Source organism: Leptospira koniambonensis (genome assembly GCF_004769555.1).
GTDB classification, from domain to species: Bacteria; Spirochaetota; Leptospiria; order Leptospirales; family Leptospiraceae; genus Leptospira_B; species Leptospira_B koniambonensis.
The window spans coordinates 1611181-1636199 of record NZ_RQFY01000004.1 but is presented as its reverse complement, the minus strand read 5'-3'; the positions used below and the strand labels follow the sequence as shown (position 1 = coordinate 1636199).

General features: G+C 40.4%; 22 protein-coding genes. 11 read left to right on the top strand and 11 right to left on the bottom strand.

The window, feature by feature from the left end; genetic code table 11:
* Window positions 1-10 precede the first annotated feature (10 nt).
* A complete protein-coding gene (locus EHQ52_RS11730) occupies window positions 11-2002 on the top strand; it encodes a methyl-accepting chemotaxis protein (protein ID WP_135615333.1) in 1992 nt (663 codons plus the stop codon).
* Window positions 2003-2047: 45 nt separating this feature from the next.
* On the opposite strand, the gene EHQ52_RS11725 is transcribed toward EHQ52_RS11730, so the two are convergent.
* Both EHQ52_RS11725 and EHQ52_RS11720 read right to left on the bottom strand, forming a co-directional pair.
* Window positions 2048-2923, bottom strand: a complete 876-nt coding sequence (locus tag EHQ52_RS11725; protein ID WP_135615332.1) for a CheR family methyltransferase — start codon at window positions 2921-2923, stop codon at window positions 2048-2050.
* 3 nt (window positions 2924-2926) lie between these two features.
* Window positions 2927-3196: an STAS domain-containing protein gene (locus tag EHQ52_RS11720; protein WP_135615331.1), complete on the bottom strand. Its 270-nt coding sequence runs from the start codon at window positions 3194-3196 to the stop codon at window positions 2927-2929.
* A 176-nt stretch (window positions 3197-3372) separates the two neighbouring features.
* Between EHQ52_RS11720 and EHQ52_RS11715 the strand changes: the two genes are divergently transcribed.
* On the top strand, window positions 3373-4122 hold the full coding sequence (locus EHQ52_RS11715; RefSeq protein WP_135615330.1) for a menaquinone biosynthetic enzyme MqnA/MqnD family protein: 750 nt from the start codon (window positions 3373-3375) through the stop codon (window positions 4120-4122).
* Between the two features lie 98 nt (window positions 4123-4220).
* Here the strand turns inward: EHQ52_RS11715 and EHQ52_RS11710 are convergent, their stop codons facing one another.
* The 4 genes from EHQ52_RS11710 to EHQ52_RS11695 form a co-directional block, all read right to left on the bottom strand.
* The gene (locus tag EHQ52_RS11710; RefSeq protein WP_135615329.1) at window positions 4221-4895 is read right to left on the bottom strand and encodes an LIC11874 family lipoprotein; all 675 of its coding nucleotides are present in this window, start codon (window positions 4893-4895) and stop codon (window positions 4221-4223) included.
* An 83-nt stretch (window positions 4896-4978) separates the two neighbouring features.
* A complete protein-coding gene (locus EHQ52_RS11705) occupies window positions 4979-6334 on the bottom strand; it encodes an ammonium transporter (protein WP_135615328.1) in 1356 nt (451 codons plus the stop codon).
* A 65-nt stretch (window positions 6335-6399) separates the two neighbouring features.
* On the bottom strand, window positions 6400-8256 hold the full coding sequence (locus EHQ52_RS11700) for a SpoIIE family protein phosphatase (RefSeq protein ID WP_135615327.1): 1857 nt from the start codon (window positions 8254-8256) through the stop codon (window positions 6400-6402).
* A 237-nt stretch (window positions 8257-8493) separates the two neighbouring features.
* Window positions 8494-9720, bottom strand: coding sequence for an alpha/beta fold hydrolase (locus EHQ52_RS11695; RefSeq protein ID WP_135615326.1), 1227 nt, complete (start codon window positions 9718-9720; stop codon window positions 8494-8496).
* A gap of 96 nt (window positions 9721-9816) precedes the next feature.
* Between EHQ52_RS11695 and EHQ52_RS11690 the strand changes: the two genes are divergently transcribed.
* Window positions 9817-10251: a hypothetical protein gene (locus EHQ52_RS11690; RefSeq protein ID WP_135615325.1), complete on the top strand. Its 435-nt coding sequence runs from the start codon at window positions 9817-9819 to the stop codon at window positions 10249-10251.
* Between the two features lies 1 nt (window position 10252).
* On the opposite strand, the gene EHQ52_RS11685 is transcribed toward EHQ52_RS11690, so the two are convergent.
* Window positions 10253-11800: a glycerol kinase 5 gene (locus EHQ52_RS11685; RefSeq protein ID WP_135615324.1), complete on the bottom strand. Its 1548-nt coding sequence runs from the start codon at window positions 11798-11800 to the stop codon at window positions 10253-10255.
* 106 nt (window positions 11801-11906) lie between these two features.
* Entirely contained in the window at window positions 11907-12335 is a 429-nt protein-coding gene (locus tag EHQ52_RS11680; RefSeq protein ID WP_135615323.1) for a host attachment protein, read from the bottom strand.
* A 467-nt stretch (window positions 12336-12802) separates the two neighbouring features.
* Between EHQ52_RS11680 and EHQ52_RS11675 the strand changes: the two genes are divergently transcribed.
* From EHQ52_RS11675 to EHQ52_RS11645, 7 genes are all read left to right on the top strand, one after another.
* Window positions 12803-13498, top strand: a complete 696-nt coding sequence (locus EHQ52_RS11675) for a hypothetical protein (RefSeq protein WP_135615322.1) — start codon at window positions 12803-12805, stop codon at window positions 13496-13498.
* Between the two features lie 68 nt (window positions 13499-13566).
* A complete protein-coding gene (locus tag EHQ52_RS11670) occupies window positions 13567-14205 on the top strand; it encodes an HmuY family protein (RefSeq protein WP_135615321.1) in 639 nt (212 codons plus the stop codon).
* Window positions 14205-16694 carry a TonB-dependent receptor plug domain-containing protein gene (locus EHQ52_RS11665; protein ID WP_135615320.1) on the top strand — a complete coding sequence of 830 codons (2490 nt, stop codon included), beginning with the start codon at window positions 14205-14207 and terminating at the stop codon, window positions 16692-16694. The genes EHQ52_RS11670 and EHQ52_RS11665 overlap by 1 nt, the downstream gene beginning before the upstream one ends.
* Before the next feature lie 23 nt (window positions 16695-16717).
* Window positions 16718-17572, top strand: coding sequence for a heme/hemin ABC transporter substrate-binding protein (locus EHQ52_RS11660; RefSeq protein WP_135615319.1), 855 nt, complete (start codon window positions 16718-16720; stop codon window positions 17570-17572).
* A 32-nt stretch (window positions 17573-17604) separates the two neighbouring features.
* Window positions 17605-18699, top strand: a complete 1095-nt coding sequence (locus EHQ52_RS11655) for a FecCD family ABC transporter permease (protein WP_244244846.1) — start codon at window positions 17605-17607, stop codon at window positions 18697-18699.
* Window positions 18696-19553 carry an ATP-binding cassette domain-containing protein gene (locus EHQ52_RS11650; RefSeq protein WP_135615317.1) on the top strand — a complete coding sequence of 286 codons (858 nt, stop codon included), beginning with the start codon at window positions 18696-18698 and terminating at the stop codon, window positions 19551-19553. The genes EHQ52_RS11655 and EHQ52_RS11650 overlap by 4 nt, the downstream gene beginning before the upstream one ends.
* Entirely contained in the window at window positions 19540-20625 is a 1086-nt protein-coding gene (locus EHQ52_RS11645; protein WP_135615316.1) for a hemin-degrading factor, read from the top strand. Before EHQ52_RS11650 ends, EHQ52_RS11645 begins: the two co-directional genes overlap by 14 nt.
* Before the next feature lie 56 nt (window positions 20626-20681).
* On the opposite strand, the gene EHQ52_RS11640 is transcribed toward EHQ52_RS11645, so the two are convergent.
* From EHQ52_RS11640 to EHQ52_RS11630, 3 genes are all read right to left on the bottom strand, one after another.
* Window positions 20682-21110, bottom strand: a complete 429-nt coding sequence (locus EHQ52_RS11640; RefSeq protein WP_135615315.1) for a DoxX family protein — start codon at window positions 21108-21110, stop codon at window positions 20682-20684.
* A 145-nt stretch (window positions 21111-21255) separates the two neighbouring features.
* A complete protein-coding gene (locus EHQ52_RS11635) occupies window positions 21256-21828 on the bottom strand; it encodes an MORN repeat-containing protein (protein ID WP_135615314.1) in 573 nt (190 codons plus the stop codon).
* Window positions 21829-21884: 56 nt separating this feature from the next.
* Window positions 21885-23120 (bottom strand): metallophosphoesterase, encoded by a 1236-nt coding sequence (locus EHQ52_RS11630; RefSeq protein WP_135615720.1) that lies wholly within the window; start codon window positions 23118-23120, stop codon window positions 21885-21887.
* A gap of 133 nt (window positions 23121-23253) precedes the next feature.
* On the opposite strand from EHQ52_RS11630, the gene EHQ52_RS11625 reads away from it, so the two are divergent.
* Complete coding sequence (locus EHQ52_RS11625) at window positions 23254-25017, top strand: GAF domain-containing SpoIIE family protein phosphatase (RefSeq protein WP_135615313.1); 1764 nt, start codon at window positions 23254-23256, stop codon at window positions 25015-25017.
* Window positions 25018-25019: the final 2 nt, after the last annotated feature.

Sequence of the window (25019 nt, the reverse complement as noted above, 5' to 3'; positions counted from 1 at the left end):
GACTCACAAAATGCAAAGAAACAGTTTAAAGATCATTATTCTCGCAGTAAGCACTATTACTATAGTTCTACTTACAGTTGGGATTTCCTCCTTCGCATACTTTACCGCAAAAAAATATGTGGAAGAAGCATATATTGACGAGATGAAAAAGATCTCGAAACTCGCTGGAAAACATATCAAATTTTTCTTCGACCAACAAGCTACTTTGGCGGAATTCGTTAATTCTAACACCCCATTCGTCAAAGCAACCATTGCAAGAGATAAGGGGAATTTAAACCCAACTCTCGCAAACGTATTCAAAAAATATGATACTTATGAGAACGTATTTTTATCCACTCCGGAAGAAAATCCTTTAGTATTTGCAGATGCCACAGGAAAGGCGATTAACTTCCGCTGGGGAGGAACTGGCTTTGATGCAAATATCAAAGCCGCACTAGAAGGAAAAAATCTTTTAAGTAAGGTAAACCCTTCTCCAGTAACTGGAGAAGCAGTTGCAGTTCTTACAGTTCCGACCAAAGAAGGAAACCAAGTAGTTGGTATTTTAGGTTTTGCGATCTCACTTAGTAAAATGACAGAAGCAATTGTTAGCGGGATCACAATTGGATCTGACGGATATATTGCAATCACTGATATGAATGGAGTGGTTGTAGGACATCCAGATAAATCGCTAATCTTAAAATTGGATCTAAGCAAAACGGATTGGGGCAAACAATTAATGACCCTTCCTTCTGAACAACATATGGAGTATTTTTTCAAAAAGGATAAAATCGCCACAGTTTATGATGTTCCGGAATACGGCCTTAGAGTTTCTGCAGTGGTGTCCAAGGACGAACTCGCAGAAGTAGTTCACCAAATGTTATTTAGGATCATCGCATTTGCACTCGTTTTTTTGATCGTTTCCATATTCATTATTTATAAAATAGTAAATGTTCGTCTCCATCCTTTACAAGAAGCGAGAGAATTATTCCGTTCCATGTCGAGCGGAGACCTTACAGCAAGTCTAAAAATTTATCATGAGGATGAGATAGGAGATCTAAGCAAGGATACCAACTCATTCTTAGAAAGTTTGAGAATCTCAGTAAGGGATATCCAAAAAATCTCCCAAGAGCTTGCGGCTTCTGCCGAAGAATTATCTGCAAGTTCTGAAAACTTCTCCAATGGAGCCCAATCCACAGCGGCATCTACGGAAGAAATGTCTGCAACAGTCGAAGAGATGTCTGCAGGGATGGATAATATTTCCGGCTCCATCTATAATCAGTATAAGAATATTTCTGAATTCCAGATCAAGATCACAGAACTTTCCCAAAGTGTGAGTCAGATCGGTAATGAAGTCCAGGCTACTCTGAATATGGCAAAGTCCATTTCTCTCCAGGCAAAAAAAGGAGAAGAATCTCTTTCTGGAATGAATGCGATGATCTCTAATATTCTAAAATCATCTGGAGAAATGACCGCAATCATAGGGATCATCAACGATATTTCTGAACAAACCCAACTTCTCGCGTTGAACGCTGCGATAGAAGCAGCAAGAGCTGGAGAAGCAGGAAAAGGATTTGCAGTAGTTGCAGAAGAGATCTCCAAACTTTCAGAAAAGACTGCCTCTTCTATCAAATCTATCTCTGCGATGATCAATAAAAACACCGGAGAATTGGATAGCGGAGCAAAAGGGATCCAAGCATCTACAGAGATCATTCATGCGATCATCCGAAATGTAGATCAGGTTTCTGATGCGATGGATAGATTATACTCTATCACAGGTTCTCAAACTGATATAAACCAGGCTGTGACGGATAATGCAGGCAAAGTAAGGATTGAATCGGAAGCGGTAAAATTAGCTGCGGACGAACAGAAAAAAGCGGTTTCGGAAATTTCTCAGGTGATTATGCAGATCAACGAGCATACGATCAACACTGCATCAGGAGCGGAACAAATGTCCTCTTCTTCCAGAAACCTATCGAATACCGCGGAGATACTCAAAAATATCTCCGAAAAATTCAAACTATAATCGTTTAGAAAATTAAAGCAAAAGTTTCACTCAGAAACAGTGGAATCAGATTTTAGGCTTTTTCTGATAAACAGTATGGCCTAAGAATTTATATGCTTCCGAGATCCCGAAAAGAGTTTCAGAATGGCCAATCACCAAAAGTCCTCTGTCCTTCAAAACATGCTCGAAGTTCTCGAAAATTTTCTTTTGAGTAGGCTTATCAAAATAGATGATCACATTCCTGCAAAAAATACAATCCACCTTCTCTCGTATCGGATAAGGAGTTTCTAAAAGATTTACCTTATAAAATTCGATCATAGACTTGATCTCAGGTTTTACTTGGTAAGTGTCTTGGTTCTTTCCAGAAAGATCCTTAACTTTTAGAAAATATCTTTTTTTAAGAGCCTCACTCACAGGCTCCAAACGATCCGCTTTGTAAATACCTTCTTGAGCGGTTTGCACCACATTCGTATCAATATCGGATGCAAAAATTTTAATATCCCAACCAGGCTTATGCATAAAATATTCTGCACAAGTAACTGCGATTGTATACGGTTCCTCGCCTGTAGAACAAGCGCTGGACCAGATACGAAGCTGCTTTTTTCCGGACTTCAAAGCCTTCTCCTCTACGGAAGGAAAGAAGGTTTCTTTCAAAAATTCGAAATGGTGATTTTCTCGAAAGAAATCGGTTTTGTTAGTAGTAATACGATTGATTAGTTCAGTAAGTTCACTTTGGAAAAACTTACGATCCGCCTGCAGACCTCGGATATATTCCGAAACATTCTGCATCTTATGCATTCTCGCCCTGGAATTTAGCCTGGATTGGACCATTATCTTTTTATGATCCGCCAGGAATATTCCGGTTTCCTTATACATCAAATCCTTGATGAATTTGAACTCTTCGTCTGTGATCTGAGAGAAACTGGAAAAATTATCATCCATAAATCAGCGAATACCCAATGCTTGGTCCAAAGAGACTAATTTAATAATTTCTAATAATTTAGGGCTGACATTGATCGTTTCCAAAAGTACACCCTGGCCTCGGAGGCGATTTGCAAACGCAACCAAGGAGCCTAAAGCGACCGAGGTGAGAACTTGCACCTCATCCAAATCCAAAATTACAGAAGAGGGATTCCCTTCTATATGAGAATTCAAATAGGCACGCAAAGCCTCATGATCACCATTTAGGATCTCATAATCTACTTTGATCAGCATCGGTTTCGACGGACTCATTCCATAGATTGGACGAACAGGTCCCTACCCCGGAATACAGTCGGGAAACAGCCTGGAAAAGGAAAGGAAAAACTAATTTTTCTGGCTTAGAAGGGATATATCGTTTTTCTGGTAAATAGGCTAAAAAAACGGATCTTTTTTCTGGAAAAAAACAATAAGTGAGAATCGGAATCGTCAAACACCTGAACGCCCGTCCCCTAACCTGGGGATTCGAGCAGAATTCAGAGCATAAAGTCGTACCAGAAAATCCCTCTCTTTTAAAGGATTATCTATTACGAGGCCTGGTAGACGTAGGATTAATATCCTCCATCGAATGCCTAAGAAACGAGGACGTACTTTCAGTTTCTATGAAAGTCGGGGTTTGCGCCTCTAAACAGGTCCGTTCCATTAAGTTTTTCAAAAATAAAAAAGAAGCCTATCCTCCTTATAGAATTCTTACAGACAATGGCTCGAGAACCAGTATGGCCCTCGTCAGAGTACTCGTACATAACGATTCCGGAAAATTGCCAGAAGTAGCTCCCACCGACCCTAAGATCATCAAAGAAGAAATTTCTATCGGAAGAGGGTCTCATATGCTTTTCGGGGACAATGCATTATTTGCAGAATGGGATCCGGATGTTTATGAAGTAAAGGACCTGGCAGAATGGTGGTATGAAACCACTGGAACTTCTTTCATATTTGCACTCTGGGCTTCCAAAAAACCTTTGGAATTACCGGATAGTTTCTATGAGGATTCTTTAAAATACGGCCTAGCTCATATCGAAGATATCATTCAAAAAGAATCCAGACTTCCCACTGACCTAGTCAGAACGTATCTTACCGAAGAATTACATTATGAAATCACAGAAAGTGACCGAAATGGATTTGAACTATTTGGAAAGTACTGCAGCGAGTTAGGAATTCTCTAACAACGAAAAAATCAACCTAAGCACAAGCTTGTCGACGTTGCCCAAAGGGCAATGTGCCGAAGGCCTTTGCGACAAGCACCCAATCCCGCATTACTAGATTAGTAGACGAAGGTAATCCTGTAATCCCAGGATTTGTTCCCGAACTTCTCTACAGTGTCTGCAAGAGGCAATCTATAAGCGAGTCTTCCTAAACTTTGTTCTCCACGATTTGTATAACAAACAGAAGTGATCGGAAAATTCACTTTGAAGTTAAGCGCGCTCCCGCGGATCAATCTCAAAGTTTCACTTAAGACCTTTTTCTCTCCGTCCATCTGCATAGATTCCAGAGATTTGCTGATAGAAGGGAATTCTCTTTTGATATAGATTGTATTCACCTTCTCTTTTTTGATCTGAACATTTCCGAGAAGCACATTTTCTAACTGAGAAATATCAGTGAAATCTACTTTGTAAGTCACCTTTGCTTTTTCACGGAATACGCCAGGTTCTGCTTCAGAACTTTCTAATTTTTGGAAGGTATAATCTTTTAGTACGAGGCTTTTGGCAAAAAAACCTTTGTTCAATCTGTTCTGGATCTCTTCCTGTCTAGTTGGAAGAAATTTTATGAGAGATTCTTCCGACTTACGTTTGGTCGGAACCACGTAAGAGATTTCCAAAGTCCCGCTTAGATTGGAATTAATAGTCAGAGTTTCTTCATATTCGAAGCAGCCGAAAAAAAGAAAACAGAGTAAGAAAAGAGATATTTGGAAGAAGCGGATGGCAAATCCAGAACGCATACCTCAATTCGGGCGGAACCTTTCTTTTTCGTCAACGTAAAAGAAAACCCCCGCAGTAGACCGCGGAGGTTTTCGTAAGTTCCTTATTTGGAAATTGGATACGCTTCGTTTCCGTGTTCCAGAATATCCAGACCTTGGATCTCTTCGTCTTCGGAAACTCTTAGACCGATGGTGAATCTGAGTCCTAAGAATATCAGTAAACTCGCCCCGAATGCCCAAACAAATCCGAGACCTACACCTTGTAGCTGAACTAGTAACTGGTCGATCCCGCCACCGAAGAATAAACCATTGACTCCGCCAAAAGCTTGTTCCGCGAAAAGACCTACTGCGATAGTTCCCCAAGCTCCACAAACTCCGTGAACGGAAACTGCTCCCACAGGATCGTCTATTTTAATCTTATCAAAGAATAAAACGCTGAATACTACGAGTATCCCCGCTACAAGTCCGATGATGATCGCAGAACTGATACTTACGTTTGCGCAAGGAGCTGTGATCGCCACAAGTCCTGCTAAGGCACCGTTCAAAGAAAGACCTATATCCGGCTTTTTGAAAAGTATCCAAGTTACAGCCATGGAAGAGACTGCTCCAGCGGCCGCCGCAAAGTTAGTCGTAACTGCGATAATAGCGAAGCTTCCTCCGTTGACAGAAGTAGTGGATCCAGGGTTAAATCCGAACCAACCTAACCATAAAATGAAAACCCCAAGAGCTGCGATCGTCATGTTATGACCTAAGATAGGAAGGACTTTCCCGTCTTGGTATTTTCCGATACGAGGCCCAAGAACTATTGTTCCTGCAAGTCCTGCCCATCCGCCTACCGAGTGGACTATGGTGGAACCAGCAAAATCTATAAATCCTGCTTCTACCAAATAACCTTTGTTATCCGGGTTGAATAAGTTGGACCAGCCTACTGAACCAAAGACTGGATACACGAAAGCTGTGATCAATACGGAGAAGATTACGTAATCCACAAACTTGGTTCTTTCTGCCATAGCTCCCGAAACGATGGTCGCAGCAGTTCCTGCAAACACCAATTGGAATATGAAGAATGTAAACTTGCTCGGATCAGGCTTTCCATCTACTATCAAAAGACTATCAGCTAAAGATATGGAACCGAATCCGATACCACTAAGTAGCTGAGGTCCAAACATGATCGAAAATCCGATCAACCAATACGCCAAAGAACCCAAGGAGAAGTCCATGAAGTTCTTCATTAGAATATTTACAGTATTTTTTGCTCTTGTAAACCCAGCCTCGACTAAAGCGAAACCTGCTTGCATAAAAAATACCAAAAAACCCGCGATACAGGTCCATAACCAATTCGTTTCATCTCTTAATGTTGCAACTGCGCTTAACGCGGATTCAGCAGTCACAGGATTGGCTTCGTCAGCCCAAATTCCGCTCGAGGCAAAGGCGAGCGTAAGTAATATCAATATGCGCATATGTTTTCCTAAATCTCCTATATATTTTTTGAACACGATTCCTGAACTTCGCTTATTATTATGAATTAAACCGCTTCTTTTCTTTGTTCCGAAACGACTAGATCTCCTGATTTTCTTTTTACTAATTCCTCCAACTTTTTAAGGGAAATTTTTAGATACTCATTCGTAGGCGCACTTTTGATACCTTGTTGCAGGACCTTGATCGCCTTAGGAGTCTCATTATCTTTCAAATAACATCTAGCCAACCTTAAGCTGGACTTCGCGTATGTATGATCGATTGCGAGAGAACGTTTTAATGCTCTCTTTGCTTCTGGAATATTCTCCAGTTCGTAATACGCTCTTCCTAAAAGATAATGGATATGTTCGGATTCTTCTCCGCTGGTTCTGATATACTTCTCTAAGAACTGTACGCTCTTCTCGAAATTTCTATCTCTGTAATACATTTTCCCAAGGAGGACCAAACTATCTTTGAGAGACTCATCCATGGAGAATACTTCCAATGCTTTGTCGTAAGCGACTTGGTCTTTTTTTGCTTTCGCAGCTGACTTTGCTAAAGAAAGTAATGTTTTAGCTTTTCCAAGCTCTGGATTGCATTGGAGTGCAAGTAAAGAAACGTCATCTCCGTTTCTCATATCTCCTTTATATCTTTTGAATCTTCCGATCAAAGAACCTACCAAATCCGCAACATAGATCTTATCTCTTTGTTCTTCAATGGTTGATTTTTCTTGGCGGATCCATTCTATAAAACGCTGGTTCCCTAACTCTTGGCGTTGTTCATTCTTCTGTTCAGTAATACCGTCAGTAGGTAAGAATAAAATATCTCCAGGTAAGATCCGTCCGTGTTTCTCTTCGAAATTACTTCTTTCTACTTCGAAGATACCAAGAGGAACTCCCTGGGTATCTAACTCTTCAATCCGCCCATGACCGTTATGGTAATGTAGCATTTTTTGGTGAGCTGCATTTACATAAGAGTAAGTATAGTCGCTATAAACTTTCAGAATGAAAGCAGTGAAATAAGTGCCATCCGGAAGCTGTGGCCGGATGGATTCACCCAACTCGGCCAAAGTTTCGGATAGTCCCATACCAAGGGAAGTACAACGTTGGAATTGATAGTGGATGGACATTGTGACTAACGCGGCAGGAATACCGTGTCCAGATACATCCACTATGATCGCAGTGATCGAGTTTCCTTGACGGACTACATTAAAATAGTCTCCGGAAACTTCAGTCATTGGTTCATAATAAGTTCCGAAATGTAGACCATTCCAAGGAGCAATCGTAGTCTCTACGATCTGGCTTTGGACGTTACGGCCCATTCTCATATCCCATTCCAATTGTTTTAGGATCTGAGCCTCTCTTTCATTCGCATGAACCAAACCTTGGATCAAACGAACACTCGTAATTGCAAGTGCAAGCTGTGAGCCGAGTGCTTCTAAAATTTCGAGATCATCTTCTCTATAGAAAAATTCAGTGTCTGACTCTACTGCAATGGTTCCTAAACAATCTTCTTTATACATAATCGGAACACACATGACTGCTCGGGTAGTTTCTCCCTCGTCTATGTATTCCGCATGATGTGTTAAGTCCTGTATGAGTAAAGGCATACGGGTCTTAAAAGTGAATCCCGAATAACCTTCGTCCTGACTGAGGTCTCTGCGAGGTGGAATTGTTTCCTTAAAGAAGCGAGAAGGAACCAAAAGATTTCCCCTCCACATCCTAAGAGTGGTATTATCACACTCAAAGATATCTTTACAGAGGCTTATTACGATATCGTAAAGTTCCTCTTCTTTATCCGCGTTTGCGAATTCCTTACTGATATAAAGAAGGATATCGATCTTATTCTTCTCGGTTAAACCACCGACAACCTTCCTTGCACCTCGGAAGCTAACTACTTTTCTTTGCCCAAATTTGAGTTCTATCATGGTCAAGCACCTCTACGTATCCGATTCTTTTTCTCTTTGGATTCGTTTCGCTCTACCGAGATCTTATGCAATTAGCGTACCAATTCTCCAAATCTAAATATTGTGCTCAAATTAGGGGTACAATTTTAGAATATGTTTATTATTTAAGCATATCTATATTGAGACATACTCAGGATTTGGTGAGATATAAGGAATAATGCCACTCTTTTAAGGCAGCAAATTCAGGATTATGTCGTGTTATCTTGGAATATTCTGTCTGAATTTTCTTTTTAATCTCGAAAACCAGCTCTGCTTTTTATAGGTTCCATGTTCTCTTAAGAAGGTTTCTACCTTAGGAAACACATCGTCTTCTGCCTTCTCCGCAAGGATCAAACAGCCATGGCCGTAATCATCACTGGCTCCTTCTTCTTTAGAGATCACATGAAATTTTTTGATCTTAGTTCCTGCTCTTTCGTATACGAATCTAACTGTGTCAGGAGTTGCAATTGCGTCATTTGCACCAGCGATAAATAAACTAGGGACCGTGATCTCTTTTTGGAGATCTATATAATTATAAAATCCGTTGAGGGAACTCATTTTCTTTGTTTCTATCCAAGACATGAATTGTTCAATCAGTCCTTCGCTGATATTCTCAACCGCGTTTTTCATTACCTTTTTCACTATTCTAGGCCGAGTTGCTTTCGGATTATAAAGTATCTGATCGATAGGTGTGTAAATTTCTCCTGCCAAAGGTGCGAGCATAGAAGCACCGAACTTAAGATCTAAAACTTTTCTGGCACGAGGAAATCTGGAAAGTAAACCGATCAGGCTCAAACCTAAATGATTCAGATTTCCCGGTCCGCCCAAAGAAACAAAACTTGCGATCTTTTCTTTTTCGGATTTGGATGTGATCCCTAAATAAGAATAGAAGATCATTGCACCCATAGAATGGCCGACCCAATTCACACGTTTACTTTCTGTCAAAGAAAGCACTTTGGAGATAATTGCAGGAACATCATATTTTACTAAATCATCAAAGGTGAAGTCTTCGTATCCTCCCCTACTCTCATGGTAGGAACTTCCTGCACCTCTTAAAGAAACTGCAAATACTTCGTAACCTCTTAGTTTCAGATAATAAGGAAGAGAATGTCTTTTGTCCAAATCGATCACATACTTATTTGTAGCGATCCCATGCACAACGATCACCGGAGCAAGTTCAGGATTTGGAATAGGAGGAATATGTCTGTGTAATGCTATATTCCATCCATCTTTGGTTTTTGCAAAATGTACCTCGTCAGCAATATCTTCCTGACCATATAAGCGAGAAAACCAGTCCAATAAGACAGGATATAAAACTAGGACTGCGACCAGGAATAGGGAAAATAGGATCGCAAGAGACGACGCGAATACTGCAAAGAATATGATCGCGAAAAACGTAGTGATCAGATAGAAGGGACCTCTTCTGTTTTTCAGGATGGCAATCACCAGGAGAGAATCACTGAGACAAGACGAATGTCAAGTATTCCCAAACATGCTTGCCTGGATTTTTATCCGGATTAAAATGACGAAATAGTTTCTAGAATGGATAAAAAGTTAGATTACAGACTCTATCGTTCTCCCTCCGGCTGGTACAGCATGGTCATCCCGGGCCATTGGCAGAATATTGTGATCGAAGGTATCCCTGCCTTTTTCGAGGAGAATGGCGGCGGTGCAATGCAAGTCTATGCTTTCGAAAATAAAGAAGGCGGTTTCGATCCAGAAGAAGAAATAGAAAGATATCTTGCTACTCACAAAATTGAATTTGTGAGAGATATGGCTGCATTCTTCGAGAACAACGAAGGTTCTAAGATCATCGCCTGTGAATTTTTAAAAGAAGATGGAAGACATTGGATGGTCTACCTGGTCTCTGCTAAAAAAAGAATGATCTTAATCACTTATAATGGAGACGAGGAGCCTACCGAAGAGTTGGCGGAACAATTGACCACCGTCGTAAGCTCCATTCGTATCCAAGAGTAATTTAATCTATTTTAAGAGTGGATTGAACCGCTCTATGCCAACGTTCCAATTTTAATTCTCTAAACTTTGGATCCATCTTAGGTTTGAAAATTTTGTATCCTCTTTCGAGTTTACTCAATTCTTCTAAACTTTTCCAGTAACCGGAACCGAGACCTGCAAGATAAGCAGCACCAGTAGCTGTCATATCAGGCTCAGGCGCACGTTTCACTTCTACATTACAAAAATCCGCAAGACATTGTAAAAGTATATCCGATTGGGAAACCCCCCCGTCCACCATGATGGAACTTACAGGAACATTTGTATCCTTCTTGATCCCTTCTAATATATCAAATAAAGATAATGCAATTCCTTCGAGTACTGCTCTTGCAACATGCCTTCGATGAGTCGCAAGAGACAATCCGAATACAGAAGCCTTTGCATTCGGATTAAAATGAGGATATCTCATACCAGAAGCAGTAGGAACAAATATCACTCCCTCTGTGTCGTTTGTTTGAGAAGCAAGTTCGTTCAATACTTTAGGAGTATCAGAAAGACCTATCCCTTTTCCAAGCCAGTCAATCAGAGTTCCTACAGTTCCAGTAAAACCTTCTAACATATAAGTAGGTTTACCACCGAGTCTCCATGCAACCAGTGGGAACAAACCTCTTTTAGAAAGTTTAGGTTTATCTCCCATATTCATGTCTACGAAAGCGCCTGAACCTTGGGAAATCTTAACACCACCTTTTTCAAAACAAGCATGTCCGAATAAAGCAGCCATCTGATCCCCGACAACTGCTCTGATTGGAATTCCAGCACCAAATAAAGAAGGATCAGTGGTTCCAAAGTCTGCTGCCGTATCCTTGACTTCCGGAAAAATTCCTGTAGGAATACCAAAGATCCCGCAAAGAGGAGCATTCCATTGTAATTGAAAAGGATTGAACATCCCAGTTACTGTAGAGTTAGAAGGATCACTAATATGTTCTTTTCCTTTGGTGAGCTTGTATACGAACCAAGTGTCTAATGTTCCAAAAAGGATTTCTCCCTTCTTCGCTCTTTTTCTGAGTTCAGGATTTTTATCCAAGACCCATTTCAAACGAACAGAAGCATGATCGGTTGTGAACTTAAGCATATAAGTTGCGATCAACATTGGATTGCCAGTGATCGTTCCTAAAATTCTGGAAACGAATTGGATCATTTTCCAGATCTTATTTGAATTCATCTCCGCGGAAGTTTTGCCTGCTCTTACATCTGCCCAACTGATCAGTTTAGTTAAAGGTTTGCCTGTAGATTTATCCCAAAGAAGAAAAGATCCTCTTTGATTACAGATCCCGAGCGAATCCACATTTGCTGCTTGGAACTTTTTATTCTTAAAAGTTTTTTTGAGAATGGAAACAAGTGCCTGCCAAAGTTTTTCAGGATCATGTTCCAAGGCACCAGGCTCGCTCACAATAGGAGGAGTTTTTTCGTATTGGCGAGAAACTATTCTGCCCTTCTTATCGAATAAGATGGCTCGGATCCCACTTCCTCCACTATCGATAGAAAGAATATATTTTTCTTTTGAGGCAGCCATTGAACTCTCTCCAATTTTTTACTGAGGTAGAATCCTTTAGGATTCGGCTGCGTCAATAAAAAAGCCGCCATGAAGGCGGCCTTAATACTATCGACTCGAATGGATCTCAAGACTCGCTTACAAGCACACTCTTAAGATGGTTCATCAAATTGGACTCTCTTTCATGCACGATATCTTTAGGCATCTTATGATAGATCCTTTCTCTAGACTTTTCGTCCAGTTTGCCTAGGATCATTCCCATAAAGCCAGGTTCGGAAACCAAAATAAAATTGGAGAAAGAATCCTTCTTTCTTTCCAAGTTCATAAAATCGCTAAGTTTACCTGCAAACGCCGCAGCCACTCTCTTTTTCGGTTCATGAAAAAAATCAAAATCCGATCTGGAAGCCTGACCTGCTCCAGTAACTAGATCCGAATTTCTGAGTCGGCCTTCAGGATTCTCCATCATTTGCACCAGCTTCAAACCGTTAGTCGGTCCTTGGTATTCGAAAATTTTTGCCTCACTTCGGTTTGCAACCACCACCCATTTTTTCTTCATACTGTACCCTCCTATTTATGAAACTCTCCGTCACCGAAAGGTTCGGAATTCGGCGAAGGTAGTTTTAACCCAAGGAGAAGGACGTAGCAATTACTTTTCCCAAAACCTTCTTCTTTAAGGATTAGAAAAATGAAATATACTCTATGTAATAAATTGGAATCTCTCTAAATCCAAAATTGTTCAGGGTACAGGTCAATTTAGCAGACAAATATCAATCCTTCTGACAGCCAAAATGCCCGGCTTTTCCGGAATTCTTTAGTGGACTTTTATATATCGCTTCTGAGAATTGTTCTCATTCTTGGTTGACAGATTCCGAGAGATTTTGATTTTGAGTTTTAGACTCATTTCAGAACCTAAATATAGAAACCATGACTCCTACTAATGAGAATTGAGTCTCAACAGGAGAAAACATGAAACGGAACACAACCAAGACGCTATTGACGATGATTCTAGGAATATCCTTCTTAATGAATTGCGACCAAGGCTCGAAAGAGTCCAACGCTGCACTTGTACTAGGAGCTTTAAACAGCGCCTGCGTAGATGCTGCGGTGGCAGATGATGAGATCGCAGAAACTGCAATCACTGCAGGGATCAACACTTTCCAATTGATCTCTATCCCAACTGCAGGTGCAGCAAGACATATCAGATTAGAAGGAGCATTGACCCAAGCTCTAAGTGGACACGGAACCATCTATTTGGCTACCGGATTCACAGACGGTGTGGCAGGAACTAGTTCTACACCTTCTACGACTGCAGGTGACGGAAGACTCGTAGTGAATATCTACCAAGGTGGGCCAATGGTTTACGCAGGTTATTCTGCAACCACAGCTTATGGAACGGATGATGGAACTGCAACAGCTGCACTTGGTGGAACTGGAACGAGCTTGTTCTCTTCTTTCACAACTACTGCAAGCGATGTTTGTTTAGATATCAGCGCGGACACCACTCCTAAAGTTACTATTTGGGGAAGTGGATACAAAGGTGCAAACTGTAAGAAGAGATGTACCCTTACTTCGTCTAACGCGATCATCAATAAAGCGGATTGGCCAAGTGGAGCCGGGATCGGTTCAACTGGCAGCACTAGCACATATTACAAGACCGGTAGCTCTGCTTCCGGAGTAACTGCGACTAAGGTAGTAACTTATAGCACTACTGCGCTTTAAGAATTTTAGGCGGCCTTAAATCGGCCGCCTATTGTCATTATTAATTTTTGAAGAAGGGGGATTCAATAATGAAAACATTATATTCAAGTTTCATTATTCTCATAGCAACTTTAACCGTTTACTGCGGACCAAGTACCGGAGGAGACGATGGTCTTGCGATTTTAGCCGCATTGGATGAAGGTGGTGGAGGTTGCATCAAGGCTCCCGGCGAAACAACTACAACAGGTTCAGGAACTTTTACCACTCAAGTCAACGCTACAGCAAGCGGATGTTGGGCTTACATAAACCTTAAAGCTGGCGGAGTAGAGACTACGAAGTCTGGTAATTGGGATCTAAGATTTAAAAGATTTATCATAGGTACAAATAGTGGCTCAAGCGGTTCCGGAAACGGCGGATCTTGCGGGTTCGGAGATGGAGACCCTGCCACGGATATAAATGATGTAACTGTAGGTGGATGTACTATTGCAGTGGATTCAGTCCTGTCTCAAACCGGTGGAGGAGGATTCGGAACAGCAACTGAAAGTGCAAGCCCTTCTCTTTGGACCTGGTACAACTATAATGGTACTACTCACGTTCTTACTGCTTATTCAATCGGATATTTAATCCAAGGTTCGGATGGTGTTAGCAATTTTGCAATAGAAGTCACAGATTATTACGACAACGCAAACACCAGTGGATTTCCCACAATTAAATGGAAGGAACTTTGATGGGGAAGATCAGACCTTCTTCCCTTCCTAGAATACTTTATCTGATCTTATTTTCAGGTTTATGTTTTCTAGGAGTTCCTATCTTCTCCGAAGGAGAAGTTCTTCCTGAAAAAAAGACGGAAGAAAAAAAAGAAGATCCTGATAAGACCAAGGTGAATCCGGAAGTTGGAAAAGATATTAATAACGGTAATAATGATAGAGGTTCTATCATCACCGTTACAGGTACTCGCAGAAAAGGTTTTTTAAAAGATTCCACGATCACTACAGAGGTGATCACAAGAAAAGATATAGATGCAATGGGAGCGAGAGATATCTCTCAAACTCTAGGTAACGTTCCAGGTATCGAGGTTCGTCCCGCACAAGCAGGGGAAAGAGGATCTACAGTTCGTTTACAAGGTCTCTCAGGCCAAAACGTTTTGATCTTAGTGGACGGACAAAGGACCACAGGACGTTTCAGCGGCTCCATCGACTTAACTAGATTTAAAGCAGAAGATATAGAAAGAATTGAGATCGTAAAAGGTGCATCATCAGCTCTCTACGGTTCGGATGCTATTGCAGGTGTGATCAATATCATCACTAAGGAACAAAAAGATCCTTACTCCGCAAATTTCAGGACTTTTATGGGAGGAGGAAATCCTCTTTATTATGGAACAGGAACAGAGTTCCGTAATTACGCTTCGGTTGGAGTTCGTAGAGGAATTGTTTCCACAAATTTTACTGCAGGTTGGCATAGAGGAGATGGTTACGATCTAACTCCGGATGCTACCTTGGGTCCAAAAAATGGAAGGATAGAAAGTCTTTCCCCTAGTTATTCTCCTTTCCCGACGGACACCCCTCTTTGGACAAAACTTTATATTTATCGTAAAAAACTTCCATACGAAGGTCCCTTAGAATCAACTTCAGGCAGTGCGTTCGAAGATATAAACGTTTCCAACAAAACCACCTTCGATATTTCGGAAACTTTTAAACTAGGATTCCAGTTCTATTATAGATACCTAAATCAAAACGCTGTAGATGCAGTTCCTCCAAGAGGAGTTTACGATAGAAGTAATAAAACCCATGATTTTATGGGCGCAGTGAATGCAGATTGGGAAATTACCAAAACATTAAACTTAAACGTAAACACAAACTACGCCAGATTTTTTGATACTTATACATACGATCAAAGAAAGTCAGACGCTCAAGATAAAAGAGAGAAGTTAGATAACGCTGTTACAGAGGTCCGAACTCGTTTAGACCATAAGATCGCAGACGGACATGTTATCTCCTACGGTGCAGAAACATTAATAGACCAATTTTCTTCTGCAAGGATCGCTCCGGATTGTAAAAGAAATTTTCCTAATATATGTGCAAGTGACCTTCTCGGAACAGATAGTTATCAAACTCAGAATGGATATGCGCAAAGACAAAGAAATGCGTTTTACGTGCAGGACGAATGGAGAGTATCCAGCGCTCCAAGGATCCAAATCGTCCCAGGTATCCGCTCCGATCATGACTCCATTTATGGAGGACAACTCCTTCCTAAATTAGCAGTTCGTTATGATGTTACGGATAAATTCCGTATTAGAGCTGCCAATGGTTTAGGATATAGAGCACCCAGTTTCCAAGATTTATATTATAATTTCATAAACCCTGGTGTGGGATATAGAGTAGCAGGAAATCCAGATCTTAAACCAGAACTTTCTCGCAGTTATAATTTGGGAGGAGAATGGGAACCGAATAAAGTATTTTGGTTCAGCTTTAACTTCTTCTATAATAATATTGACAACTTGATCGGATTCAGGACGAACCCGGCCAGAGATGCATCCGGATTACAGATCTTTAATACATCCAATTACCAAAAGGCTCTTACAAAAGGATTTGAATCTTCTGTAACTCTTAGAGTTCACCAAAATGTTTCTTTGGGTGGTGGTTACACTTATACCGATACAAGAGACGAATTGACTAATCTTCCATTAGAAGGAAGAGGTTATCACAGATGGAATGCGAATATACGTTTAGATCATCAACCTAGTGGATTCAGCCTTTCTCTATTTGCGGTAATTTTTGGAAAACAACCATACTACTGTCAAAAAAATCCTCTTTGGTGTGATCCTCAGTTGCCTACTGAATTTTCTGCACTCAGCGCTCAGCTTACCACACAAGCAACAAACACAATAAACGCATTATTCGGGAATATTCCAGGTGGAATCCAAGAGTATTGTACGGAAAGAAACATATCGTATTGTACTACTTCACCTACTTACGGTATAAGAATGGTTAACGCACATACCAATTTGAATATCAGAGTTTCGCAAAAAATATTAGGGACTTTTGAAATATTCGCAGGTGTGGACAATCTTCTCGACACATTCGATCTTACTTATAATCCGCAAAAGCCTAGATTCTATTATGTGGGGATAGATGGCAGGTTCAGCGCGGGCTCGGCTCCTGCAGATTATTCTGCAGCTCCGATACCTTCTTCTTCACCTGTACCGGGGGTCCGGTAAAAACAAAAATTGGGAGAACCAATATGAAAAAACTCATAACCTTGGCTTTGTTCCTCTGTTTACCTGCAACTATATTCGCAGAGGCAAAAGAACTTAGGATCGTAACATTAAACGGAACTGTTTCCGAAATCGTTTTCGCATTAGGAAAAGGTAAATTAGTCGTAGGCAACGATACTTCTTCTCTTTATCCACCTGAAGCAGTGGCACTTCCAAAAGTAGGCTATCAGAGAATGCTTTCCGCAGAAGGAATTCTTTCTTTAAAACCGAATTTGATCTTAGGATTAGAATACGCAGGACCTCCTGAAGTAATCGAACAACTTAAATCCGCAGGTTTAAAAGTGATAATCTATCCTGGTATACCCGGAATAGAGCCTGCATTAAATAATATTCTTGCGATCGGAAAAGAGATCGGAGCCGAAAAAGAAGCCCAAAAGATTGTGCAAGATATTCACAAAAAACAATCCAAAATTGCAGAGAAGGTTTCCAAATTAAAATCCAAACCGAAAGTTCTATTCGTTTATCATAGAGGAACAAGTCTCGCTCAAGTTTCCGGAACGGACACACCTGCAGATGAAATGATCCGACTCGGCGGAGGAACCAACGCAGTAGACGGATTCAAAGGTTTTAAACCGATCACTCCCGAAGCAGTTATCGCAGCACAACCAGATATCATCTTAATTCCAAGCAGAGGTTTAGAAAGCCTTGGAGGAAAAGACGGAGTGTTCTCACTTCCAGGCGTGAAAGATACTCCTGCTGGAAAAAAATCCAGAGTGGTTGCAATAGATGATCTAGTTCTTTTAGGTTTCGGCCCAAGACTTGGCCAAGGTCTCGAAGAATTATTCGAAGGCTTCCATCCTAAAACGCCTGATAAAAAATGATCGTATCTTCTCCGGAAACTTCTTCCCCTGAAATGAAAACTAAAGGGGAAGAAAAAAAGAAAAAAACAGGACGTAAAGTCCCGCCTATCCTCGTATATATCGTGTTAGCTGCTGGACTTTTCGGAATAGGAATACTTTCCCTCAAATTCGGCTCCATCCAACTTTCTACGGCAGAGATCCTGAAAGTATTGGTATCAGGACAGGATTCTTTATCCGAGTTGGAAGTCCCACATTCCATTTTAATTTGGAATTTGAGAATGCCAAGACTCATATTATCTATGTTAGTTGGAGCCTGCCTTGCCTCAGCAGGAGTTTGTATCCAGGGATTATTCAGAAATCCATTAGTCGAACCTGGATTTATTGGAGTAAGTCCTGGGGCCGCATTAGCTGCTTCTACATGGATCGTATTTTCAGAAAAGATATTAACTTTCTTCCCTGCTGAACTAAGAGGAAAAGAAAGTTTCTTATTACAGTTATGCGCATTTGGTGGAGCATTATCTGTTTCATTCTTCTTGCATGTTGTTTCCAAAAGAGAAGGTGGAGGATTTTCCTTAGTTCTTGTGCTAGCGGGGATTGCAGTAAATGCAACTGTAGTGTCTCTTTTAGGATTTTTATCTTATCTAGCAGATGATACCCAACTTAGAAATCTGACTTTCTGGAGTTTGGGAAGTATGGCAGTTGCAAGCTGGCATAAAATTTATCTATTGGGTGCTATTCTTCTATTTGTAACCTTCTTCTTTCCTGTACTAGCCAGAGGTCTGGATGCTTTGGCACTAGGAGAAGCGGAAGCTTTTCATACAGGTTTCAAGGTGAGAAGGATCCGAAATCTCACCATCGTTCTCGCAAGTCTCTTAGTCGGCGTAAGTATTTCTATCTGCGGAAATATTGCATTCGTTGGTTTGATCGTTCCTCATATTCTAAGAATGGTTTTAGGGCCAGGTCATAAAACATTATTACCTGCTTCCTTATTCGGAGGAGCACTTCTTCTTGCGATAGCAGATTTAACAGCACGCACCATAGCATTCCCTTCTGAACTTCCGATCGGAATTATCGCAGCAGGTATTGGTGGTCCATTTTTCTTATTCTTAATTTTACAAGCAAAACGTAGAGAAGGAGAATTCAGATGAGCCTAGTATTATCAAACATTTCCTTATCCAGAGGTGGAAGGTTCTTATTATCAGGAGTCAATTTAAGTTTATATCCTGGAGAACTTTTGATCGTGCTGGGTCCAAACGGAGCCGGTAAATCCACCTTATTAAAATTATTCTCAGGAGAAATATCTCCGGATAAAGGATTGGTGCTTTTGGATGGGATCCCTTTGTCTGAATATGATTCAGAAGACTTAGCTCTTAGAAGAAGTGTTCTTTCTCAAGAATCAGAGATCCATTTTCCATTTATCGCAGATGAGATTGTTCGAATGGGAAGGTCCTGCTCCAAATTAAGAGTTCCTAAACCATTAGAAGACCAGATTACGGAAGATGCATTTCACTCGGTACATTTGGGAGAAAGAGAAAGATTCCAAACTTATAATAAACTTTCTGGCGGAGAAAAACAAAGGACTCAGATGGCAAGAGTCCTAGTCCAAGACAAAGAACCTACCCAAAGAGAAAGTTACGTTCTTTTAGATGAACCAGGCGCTTCTTTAGATCCGAACAGAATACATTCTTTATTAGAAAAAGCAAAACAACTCAGTAAAGAAGGAAGAGGAGTCCTCTGCATACTTCACGATCTGAATCTTGCTTTGAGATACGCGGATCGTATCGCAGTATTAAAAGAAGGTAAAGTATTAGCAGACGGAGTTCCTGAAAATATTTTGGATGAGGAATTTGTCTTAGAACATTTTTTACTAAGAACTCAGAAAGTTCCATTTCCGGAAGGAGGGCATTATCTAATCCCTCTAGGTCCCGCAGAACCAAACAAAATAAACGGCCTACCCTATACAATAGATGCTAAAGGAGTCAAAGAAAATGTCCATCGCTGAATCGTTAGAAATCGAGAATATCATCAAAGATTGGAAACAGATCAAAGAAACACAACCTCGTCTTAGAATGAGAGAGATCGCTTCCCAACTCAAAACATCGGAAGGCGGATTATTAGCCGCCTCAGAAATTTCCAAGGCGGAAGGATTTCCTCAAGTTTCTTCTCTCCAAACTAATTGGGGGGAGTTATTCGCAAAATTCGGAGAACTAGGACATGTAATGGTCCTCACTCGTAACGAGGCTTGCGTACATGAACGAAAAGGAATATTCGAAAAAGTAAGTTCCGGTCCTGGACATATTTTAGTAGTCGGAGCAGACATCGATCTAAGGCTCTTTCCAGGAATTTGGAAATTCGGATTTGCAGTGGAAGAGCCTAAACAAGATTCCACTCAAAGATCTTTCCAATTTTTTAACGAAAATGGAGAAGCAATGTTCAAACTTTTCCTTACAGATAAATCGAATGTATCTGCTTGGGAAAAATTAAGATCAGAATTTAAAAACGGATCTCCAGACTTCTCTCCTTTATTCTCTTTTGAAAACAAAAAGGAAACTGCTATCACAGAGAAAAAAGAGATCAGCCCAGAAACCAAAGAAGAGTTCTTAAACGACTGGGGAAAATTAGAAGATACCCATGAATTTTTCGCTCTATTAAAAAAATATGGTGTTTCCAGGATCCAATCCATGGAGATCGCTAATGGAAAATTTACTAAAACCGTAGAGTCCAAAGCAGTATTAAGGATGTTGGAAATGGCATCCTTGGACAGAAGTCCTATCATGGTTTTTGTAGGAAATCCAGGATCTATCCAGATCCATACGGGTGAAGTCACCAATATTAAGGTTTTAGAATCTTGGTGGAACGTTCTGGATCCTGAATTCAATCTTCATTTAAGATCCGATCTAATCTCTAAAGTTTATATCGTAGATAAACCTTCTAAAGACGGAGTCATCCACTCTATCGAAGTATATGATGCAGATGGAGAATTGATCGTTCAATTTTTTGGAAAAAGAAAACCGGGACAACCTGAAAGAACGGACTGGGTTGGCTTATTAGACAAGGTGTCTGAACCAGTCTGATATCAAAATGAGATCGTTAGCTCTTTGAATATTATAAAGAGCTAACGAATTTTCTTTTAAACACTCTTATGTGTTTCTATATAAAAATCAGCCGAGATACGACCTGACCCATACAACGAAAAGTGTAAAAGTAAAAGTAGGATCATGGATGCGTAAGGTAGATTTGATCCTGCAGATACAAAACCTTCTCTTGCATGGATGAACAAAACGGCCCCGACTAGTACAGGCAATTGTAAAATCGCGGAGAATCTAGTCAGAAGTCCTACCATCAGCAGCAAACCACCACAAATGTGAGCAATCACTATATAATGAGCTAGTAATGTAGAAGCATAAGGAGCATTATTTAATTCCATGAGTCGAATAAGAGCATCCGTGTCTGCAAGGAATGCAAGTCCCTTATACACCAAAACACCGCCCAAATATACGCGGACCATATCGATCCACCAATCCCGATGAGTCTCTAACCAATCATGCCAACTTTCCATAAGGACCTCCGTCCTGCGATGGAACATTCTATCTTTCTTTTTTTGAAATGCAAGACCTCTTGTAAAAAAGAGATCTAATATAATCGAACAATCGTTTATTAATATTTGTTTAAACTCATCCGAAAGGATTATCGTTTAATATGGATTATTTACAGAATAGCTTTCTGTTCTCTAATCTGCATCTTGCAGTTCTACCTGCTTTGGTATACTTTCCATTCCCGTTACCTTCTGCTGTAAATGATCCGCTAAAGACGGATCCATCTCGAAACACATAACGTCCAGCACCCGATTTTTTATCTTCGGACCAATTGCCTTCGTATCTATCTCCATCAGAATAAGCTAAGGTCCCCCAACCTTCTCTCATCTCTCCAGAAAATCTACCTGAGTAAACGTCTTTGGTATCATATACATAGACACCTTCTCCGTTTTTACAATTTCCTTTTTTACATCCAGAAGAACCACTTGCAAAAGATCTTAAGCTAATTCCTGGACTAGGCTCCGGTTTTCTTTCGATAGGTTTACCATCTGCATCTTCATCAAAATATTCTCTGGAAGAAATATCAGAATCCTGATCCCTATCATCTGCTTTTTTTTTGGGTTTTAATCTTTCGATCTCGGGGTTGGACTTTGGCTTTGGTTTGGAACAATTAGAAAAGAAGAAGTAGCTGGAAAATAAGAAAACGGATAAGGCAATCGAACTGAAAATTTTTTTGATCATTCTGGATCCCGGATTCCCTACAGAGAGCCCGGGAAGATCAGAATGTCAATAAAGTTCTAAGACTGTTTTTCCAAAACGAGAAGAGTGATTTCGGAAGGAGCTCCTATTCTCAAAGGAGGTCCCCAATATCCAGTACCTCTGCTCACATAAAGTTGAGTATCTTCCCACTTACTCAAACCAGCCACAAACTTTTGGAATAGATGAATAAACACATTCCCGGGGAAATATTGTCCCCCATGAGTATGGCCAGAGAGTTGAAGATTATATCCTACCTTAGCAGCTTCAAAAACTGAATTTGGTTGGTGAGCAAGTAAAACCTTATAATGAGCATTTTCGGTTCCGAGAGAAGCTTGTTTAGGATCTGTCCTATGACCAGGGATAACTGTATGAGCCTTATAATCTGTTACGCCGGCAACAGCGATCTTCGCTCCGTTATGATCTATTAGTTTATTCTGATTTAATAATACATTGATCCCAAGATCTTCTAATTCTCTGATCCAGGAAATCACTCCAGAATAATATTCATGGTTCCCAGTCACGAAAAATGTACCATATTTAGATTCCAGATCTTTCAGTGGAGAAACATGATGTTTCAGCATATTTACCGTTCCATCTACCAAATCTCCAGTGATTGCGACTATATCAGGCTCCAGAGAATTTGTTTTAGATACTACTCCTTCTAAAAAATTCCCTTTGATTGTTGGCCCAATATGAATATCAGAAAGTTGCACGATCTTAAAACCGTGGAGACCATCAGGCAGATCTTTTACCTTGATCTTCACATGTTTAATGGTAGGAGTTTTTTTAGCCTGGTAGAATCCGAAGGCTGTTAATCCACCTGCGAGTCCCAAAAGTGCAAAGGACGAGAATCTTGCTAAAAAATCCCCTCTTCCAAATCTTTCTGATCCGAATAATGCCTCTGTTTCGGCTGATGCGACAGAAATACTTTTGGATTGTAGAAGGTCCGAAAGATAAATAACACCTTTCCAAGCCAAGTTTCCCAGATCCTTGAAGACAACAAAAGAAACAAGAATGGTTGCAAATCCCAAAGTGGTAAATGCGGAGTAGGCCCAGAACTTCTGCCAGCCAGTTTCTCTAAAAAATAAACTCAATAGATAAGCACTAGGGGTGAGAAGGACCAGAAAGACCACTCCGATCCAAAGAGAAACCTTCTGAAAAGTTCCGAGTTCGAAAGGTGCGATCAAACGACTGGTCGCATAAGAATATCCTATCAAAAGAATTACCGTAAAAACACTGAGAAAAATCACTAACCTTTGCAAATCGAACTCCATTGCCAGACTCATATATCCGACCGAAAAAAAGGGTAGGAGTTCCTCCAAAAAAAGGCCTTTCTCACATTTTGTTCCGACAGAAAACGACAATCCGTTGACTTACTCGCCGATCCATGAGAGTCTTGCCCCATCTATGTCCATAATTGACTCGGAAGCCAGAAAATACAAAAGTCTACTGAATACGAGTACGATCCTAAACGCCAATCTGGACCTTTACCAACTTCTACCTTTGATCATGCTGTATTCCAAAGATCTGTTGGAAGCGGAAGCAAGTTCCCTATTTCTTTTAGAGGAGAAGGACGGATTTTTATACTGCGAAGTTGCCTTGGGTGAAAAAGGAGAGATCGTCCAAAAATATGCAAGGTTGGAACCTGGACAGGGAATCGCTGGCTGGGTAGCAAAAGAAAAAAAAGCAATCGTACTTGAAGACGCATATACGGACCCAAGATTCAATCCTGCTCTGGATCAAAAAACTGGATTTAGGACCAGATCACTTGCATGTGTTCCTTTATATATTGGGGACAAAGTTATCGGGACTCTTGAAATCCTGAACAAATCAGACAACAGAAGTTTTGAAAGCTCCGATGTAGAGGTGCTCAATTCACTTTCCGAGATGGCCGCAATCGCAATCAAAAATGCTCAGGCTCACGAAACTCTCAAAAAAAGAGTGTTAGAGCTCCGACTACTTTACGAATTCGAAAAATTAACAGTCGCAGAAAAGAGTATCAACGAATTAGGAAATTGGCTTTTAGACAAGGTACTCGAATTCTTAGAAGCAAAAGCAGGAACCATTTACTTAGCAGACCCTACTTTGGAAGTATTAAGAGTACTTGCTGCCAGAGGAATCCCAGAAGACGCAATCCATAATATACAAGTCCCTTACGGAGAAGGAATTTCAGGCTGGGTAGCAAAAGAAAAACAAAGCCTACTCATTCAAAACTTGGACGAAGATCCAAGATACGATAAAAGTGCTAAATATAAATTCGAAGCAAACTCTTTGATCTCGGCTCCCTTACTATTCAGGGGAGAATTATTGGGAGTTATCAGCGTAAATAATAAATACTCAGGATTTGCATTCACTCATGCAGATCTAGAAATGTTAGGCGCTATCGCAAACAGGCTGAGTGTTACTATCAAAAACGCAAATCTATTCCATAAAGTTTTAGATACTGATAGAGAGCTAAAACGTGCAAGAGAAGTAATGCATAAGATACTTCCTTCTAGTCTTCCTTATGTGGGTGGTTTGGAATTTGGAGTACAACATATCCCTTATGATAATGTTGGCGGAGACTTTTATAATATTCTAAAATTAGATGAGAACAGAAGCGCTGTTCTCATCGCAGATGTTTCCGGGCATGGACTTTCTGCAGCTGTTGTGGCCACAGTCATTCATACTGTAGTAAATACTTTCGACTCGGAAACATTAGGAAGCCCTTCTAAATTTTTCACTGCACTCAACTATGCATTGTATAATAAATTAGCAGGGAATTTCTTAACCGCTTTTTATGGAATTGTACATACAGGTACAAATACATTGTCTTATACGAATGCTGGTCATAATCCTCCAATTCTTTACAGAAGATCAGAAGGAAATTCCTTACATCTAGAAACAAAAGGAAAATTAGTCGGAGTGATCCCAGACCTATTCTTCGAAGAATATGTAACTGCTTTCCAACCACAAGATAGATTGGTATTATACACAGATGGACTCACAGAACATTCTAACTCTGACAGAACCAGAAGATATAGCGAAGACTTACTTACTCTAGCAGTCAGAAATTATTCTCAGTCACATTCAGCGGAAGCCGCAGAAAGTTTGATCAAAGAGTGTAGGACCTACTGCCATAGATCTGATTTTGAAGATGATGTTACTTTATTGATCGTAGACAGAGTTTAAGA

Coding starts and splice junctions, on each gene's coding strand:
- EHQ52_RS11690 (WP_135615325.1), top strand. CDS start 9,817: ATGGATAAAAAGTTAGATTACAGACTCTATCGTTCTCCCTCCGGCTGG.
- EHQ52_RS11705 (WP_135615328.1), bottom strand. CDS start 6,334: ATGCGCATATTGATATTACTTACGCTCGCCTTTGCCTCGAGCGGAATT.
- EHQ52_RS11700 (WP_135615327.1), bottom strand. CDS start 8,256: ATGATAGAACTCAAATTTGGGCAAAGAAAAGTAGTTAGCTTCCGAGGT.
- EHQ52_RS11635 (WP_135615314.1), bottom strand. CDS start 21,828: ATGATCAAAAAAATTTTCAGTTCGATTGCCTTATCCGTTTTCTTATTT.
- EHQ52_RS11730 (WP_135615333.1), top strand. CDS start 11: ATGCAAAGAAACAGTTTAAAGATCATTATTCTCGCAGTAAGCACTATT.
- EHQ52_RS11675 (WP_135615322.1), top strand. CDS start 12,803: ATGAATTGCGACCAAGGCTCGAAAGAGTCCAACGCTGCACTTGTACTA.
- EHQ52_RS11680 (WP_135615323.1), bottom strand. CDS start 12,335: ATGAAGAAAAAATGGGTGGTGGTTGCAAACCGAAGTGAGGCAAAAATT.
- EHQ52_RS11660 (WP_135615319.1), top strand. CDS start 16,718: ATGAAAAAACTCATAACCTTGGCTTTGTTCCTCTGTTTACCTGCAACT.
- EHQ52_RS11655 (WP_244244846.1), top strand. CDS start 17,605: ATGAAAACTAAAGGGGAAGAAAAAAAGAAAAAAACAGGACGTAAAGTC.
- EHQ52_RS11665 (WP_135615320.1), top strand. CDS start 14,205: ATGGGGAAGATCAGACCTTCTTCCCTTCCTAGAATACTTTATCTGATC.
- EHQ52_RS11720 (WP_135615331.1), bottom strand. CDS start 3,196: ATGCTGATCAAAGTAGATTATGAGATCCTAAATGGTGATCATGAGGCT.
- EHQ52_RS11625 (WP_135615313.1), top strand. CDS start 23,254: ATGTCCATAATTGACTCGGAAGCCAGAAAATACAAAAGTCTACTGAAT.
- EHQ52_RS11650 (WP_135615317.1), top strand. CDS start 18,696: ATGAGCCTAGTATTATCAAACATTTCCTTATCCAGAGGTGGAAGGTTC.
- EHQ52_RS11685 (WP_135615324.1), bottom strand. CDS start 11,800: ATGGCTGCCTCAAAAGAAAAATATATTCTTTCTATCGATAGTGGAGGA.
- EHQ52_RS11630 (WP_135615720.1), bottom strand. CDS start 23,120: ATGGAGTTCGATTTGCAAAGGTTAGTGATTTTTCTCAGTGTTTTTACG.
- EHQ52_RS11710 (WP_135615329.1), bottom strand. CDS start 4,895: ATGCGTTCTGGATTTGCCATCCGCTTCTTCCAAATATCTCTTTTCTTA.
- EHQ52_RS11640 (WP_135615315.1), bottom strand. CDS start 21,110: ATGGAAAGTTGGCATGATTGGTTAGAGACTCATCGGGATTGGTGGATC.
- EHQ52_RS11725 (WP_135615332.1), bottom strand. CDS start 2,923: ATGGATGATAATTTTTCCAGTTTCTCTCAGATCACAGACGAAGAGTTC.
- EHQ52_RS11645 (WP_135615316.1), top strand. CDS start 19,540: ATGTCCATCGCTGAATCGTTAGAAATCGAGAATATCATCAAAGATTGG.
- EHQ52_RS11670 (WP_135615321.1), top strand. CDS start 13,567: ATGAAAACATTATATTCAAGTTTCATTATTCTCATAGCAACTTTAACC.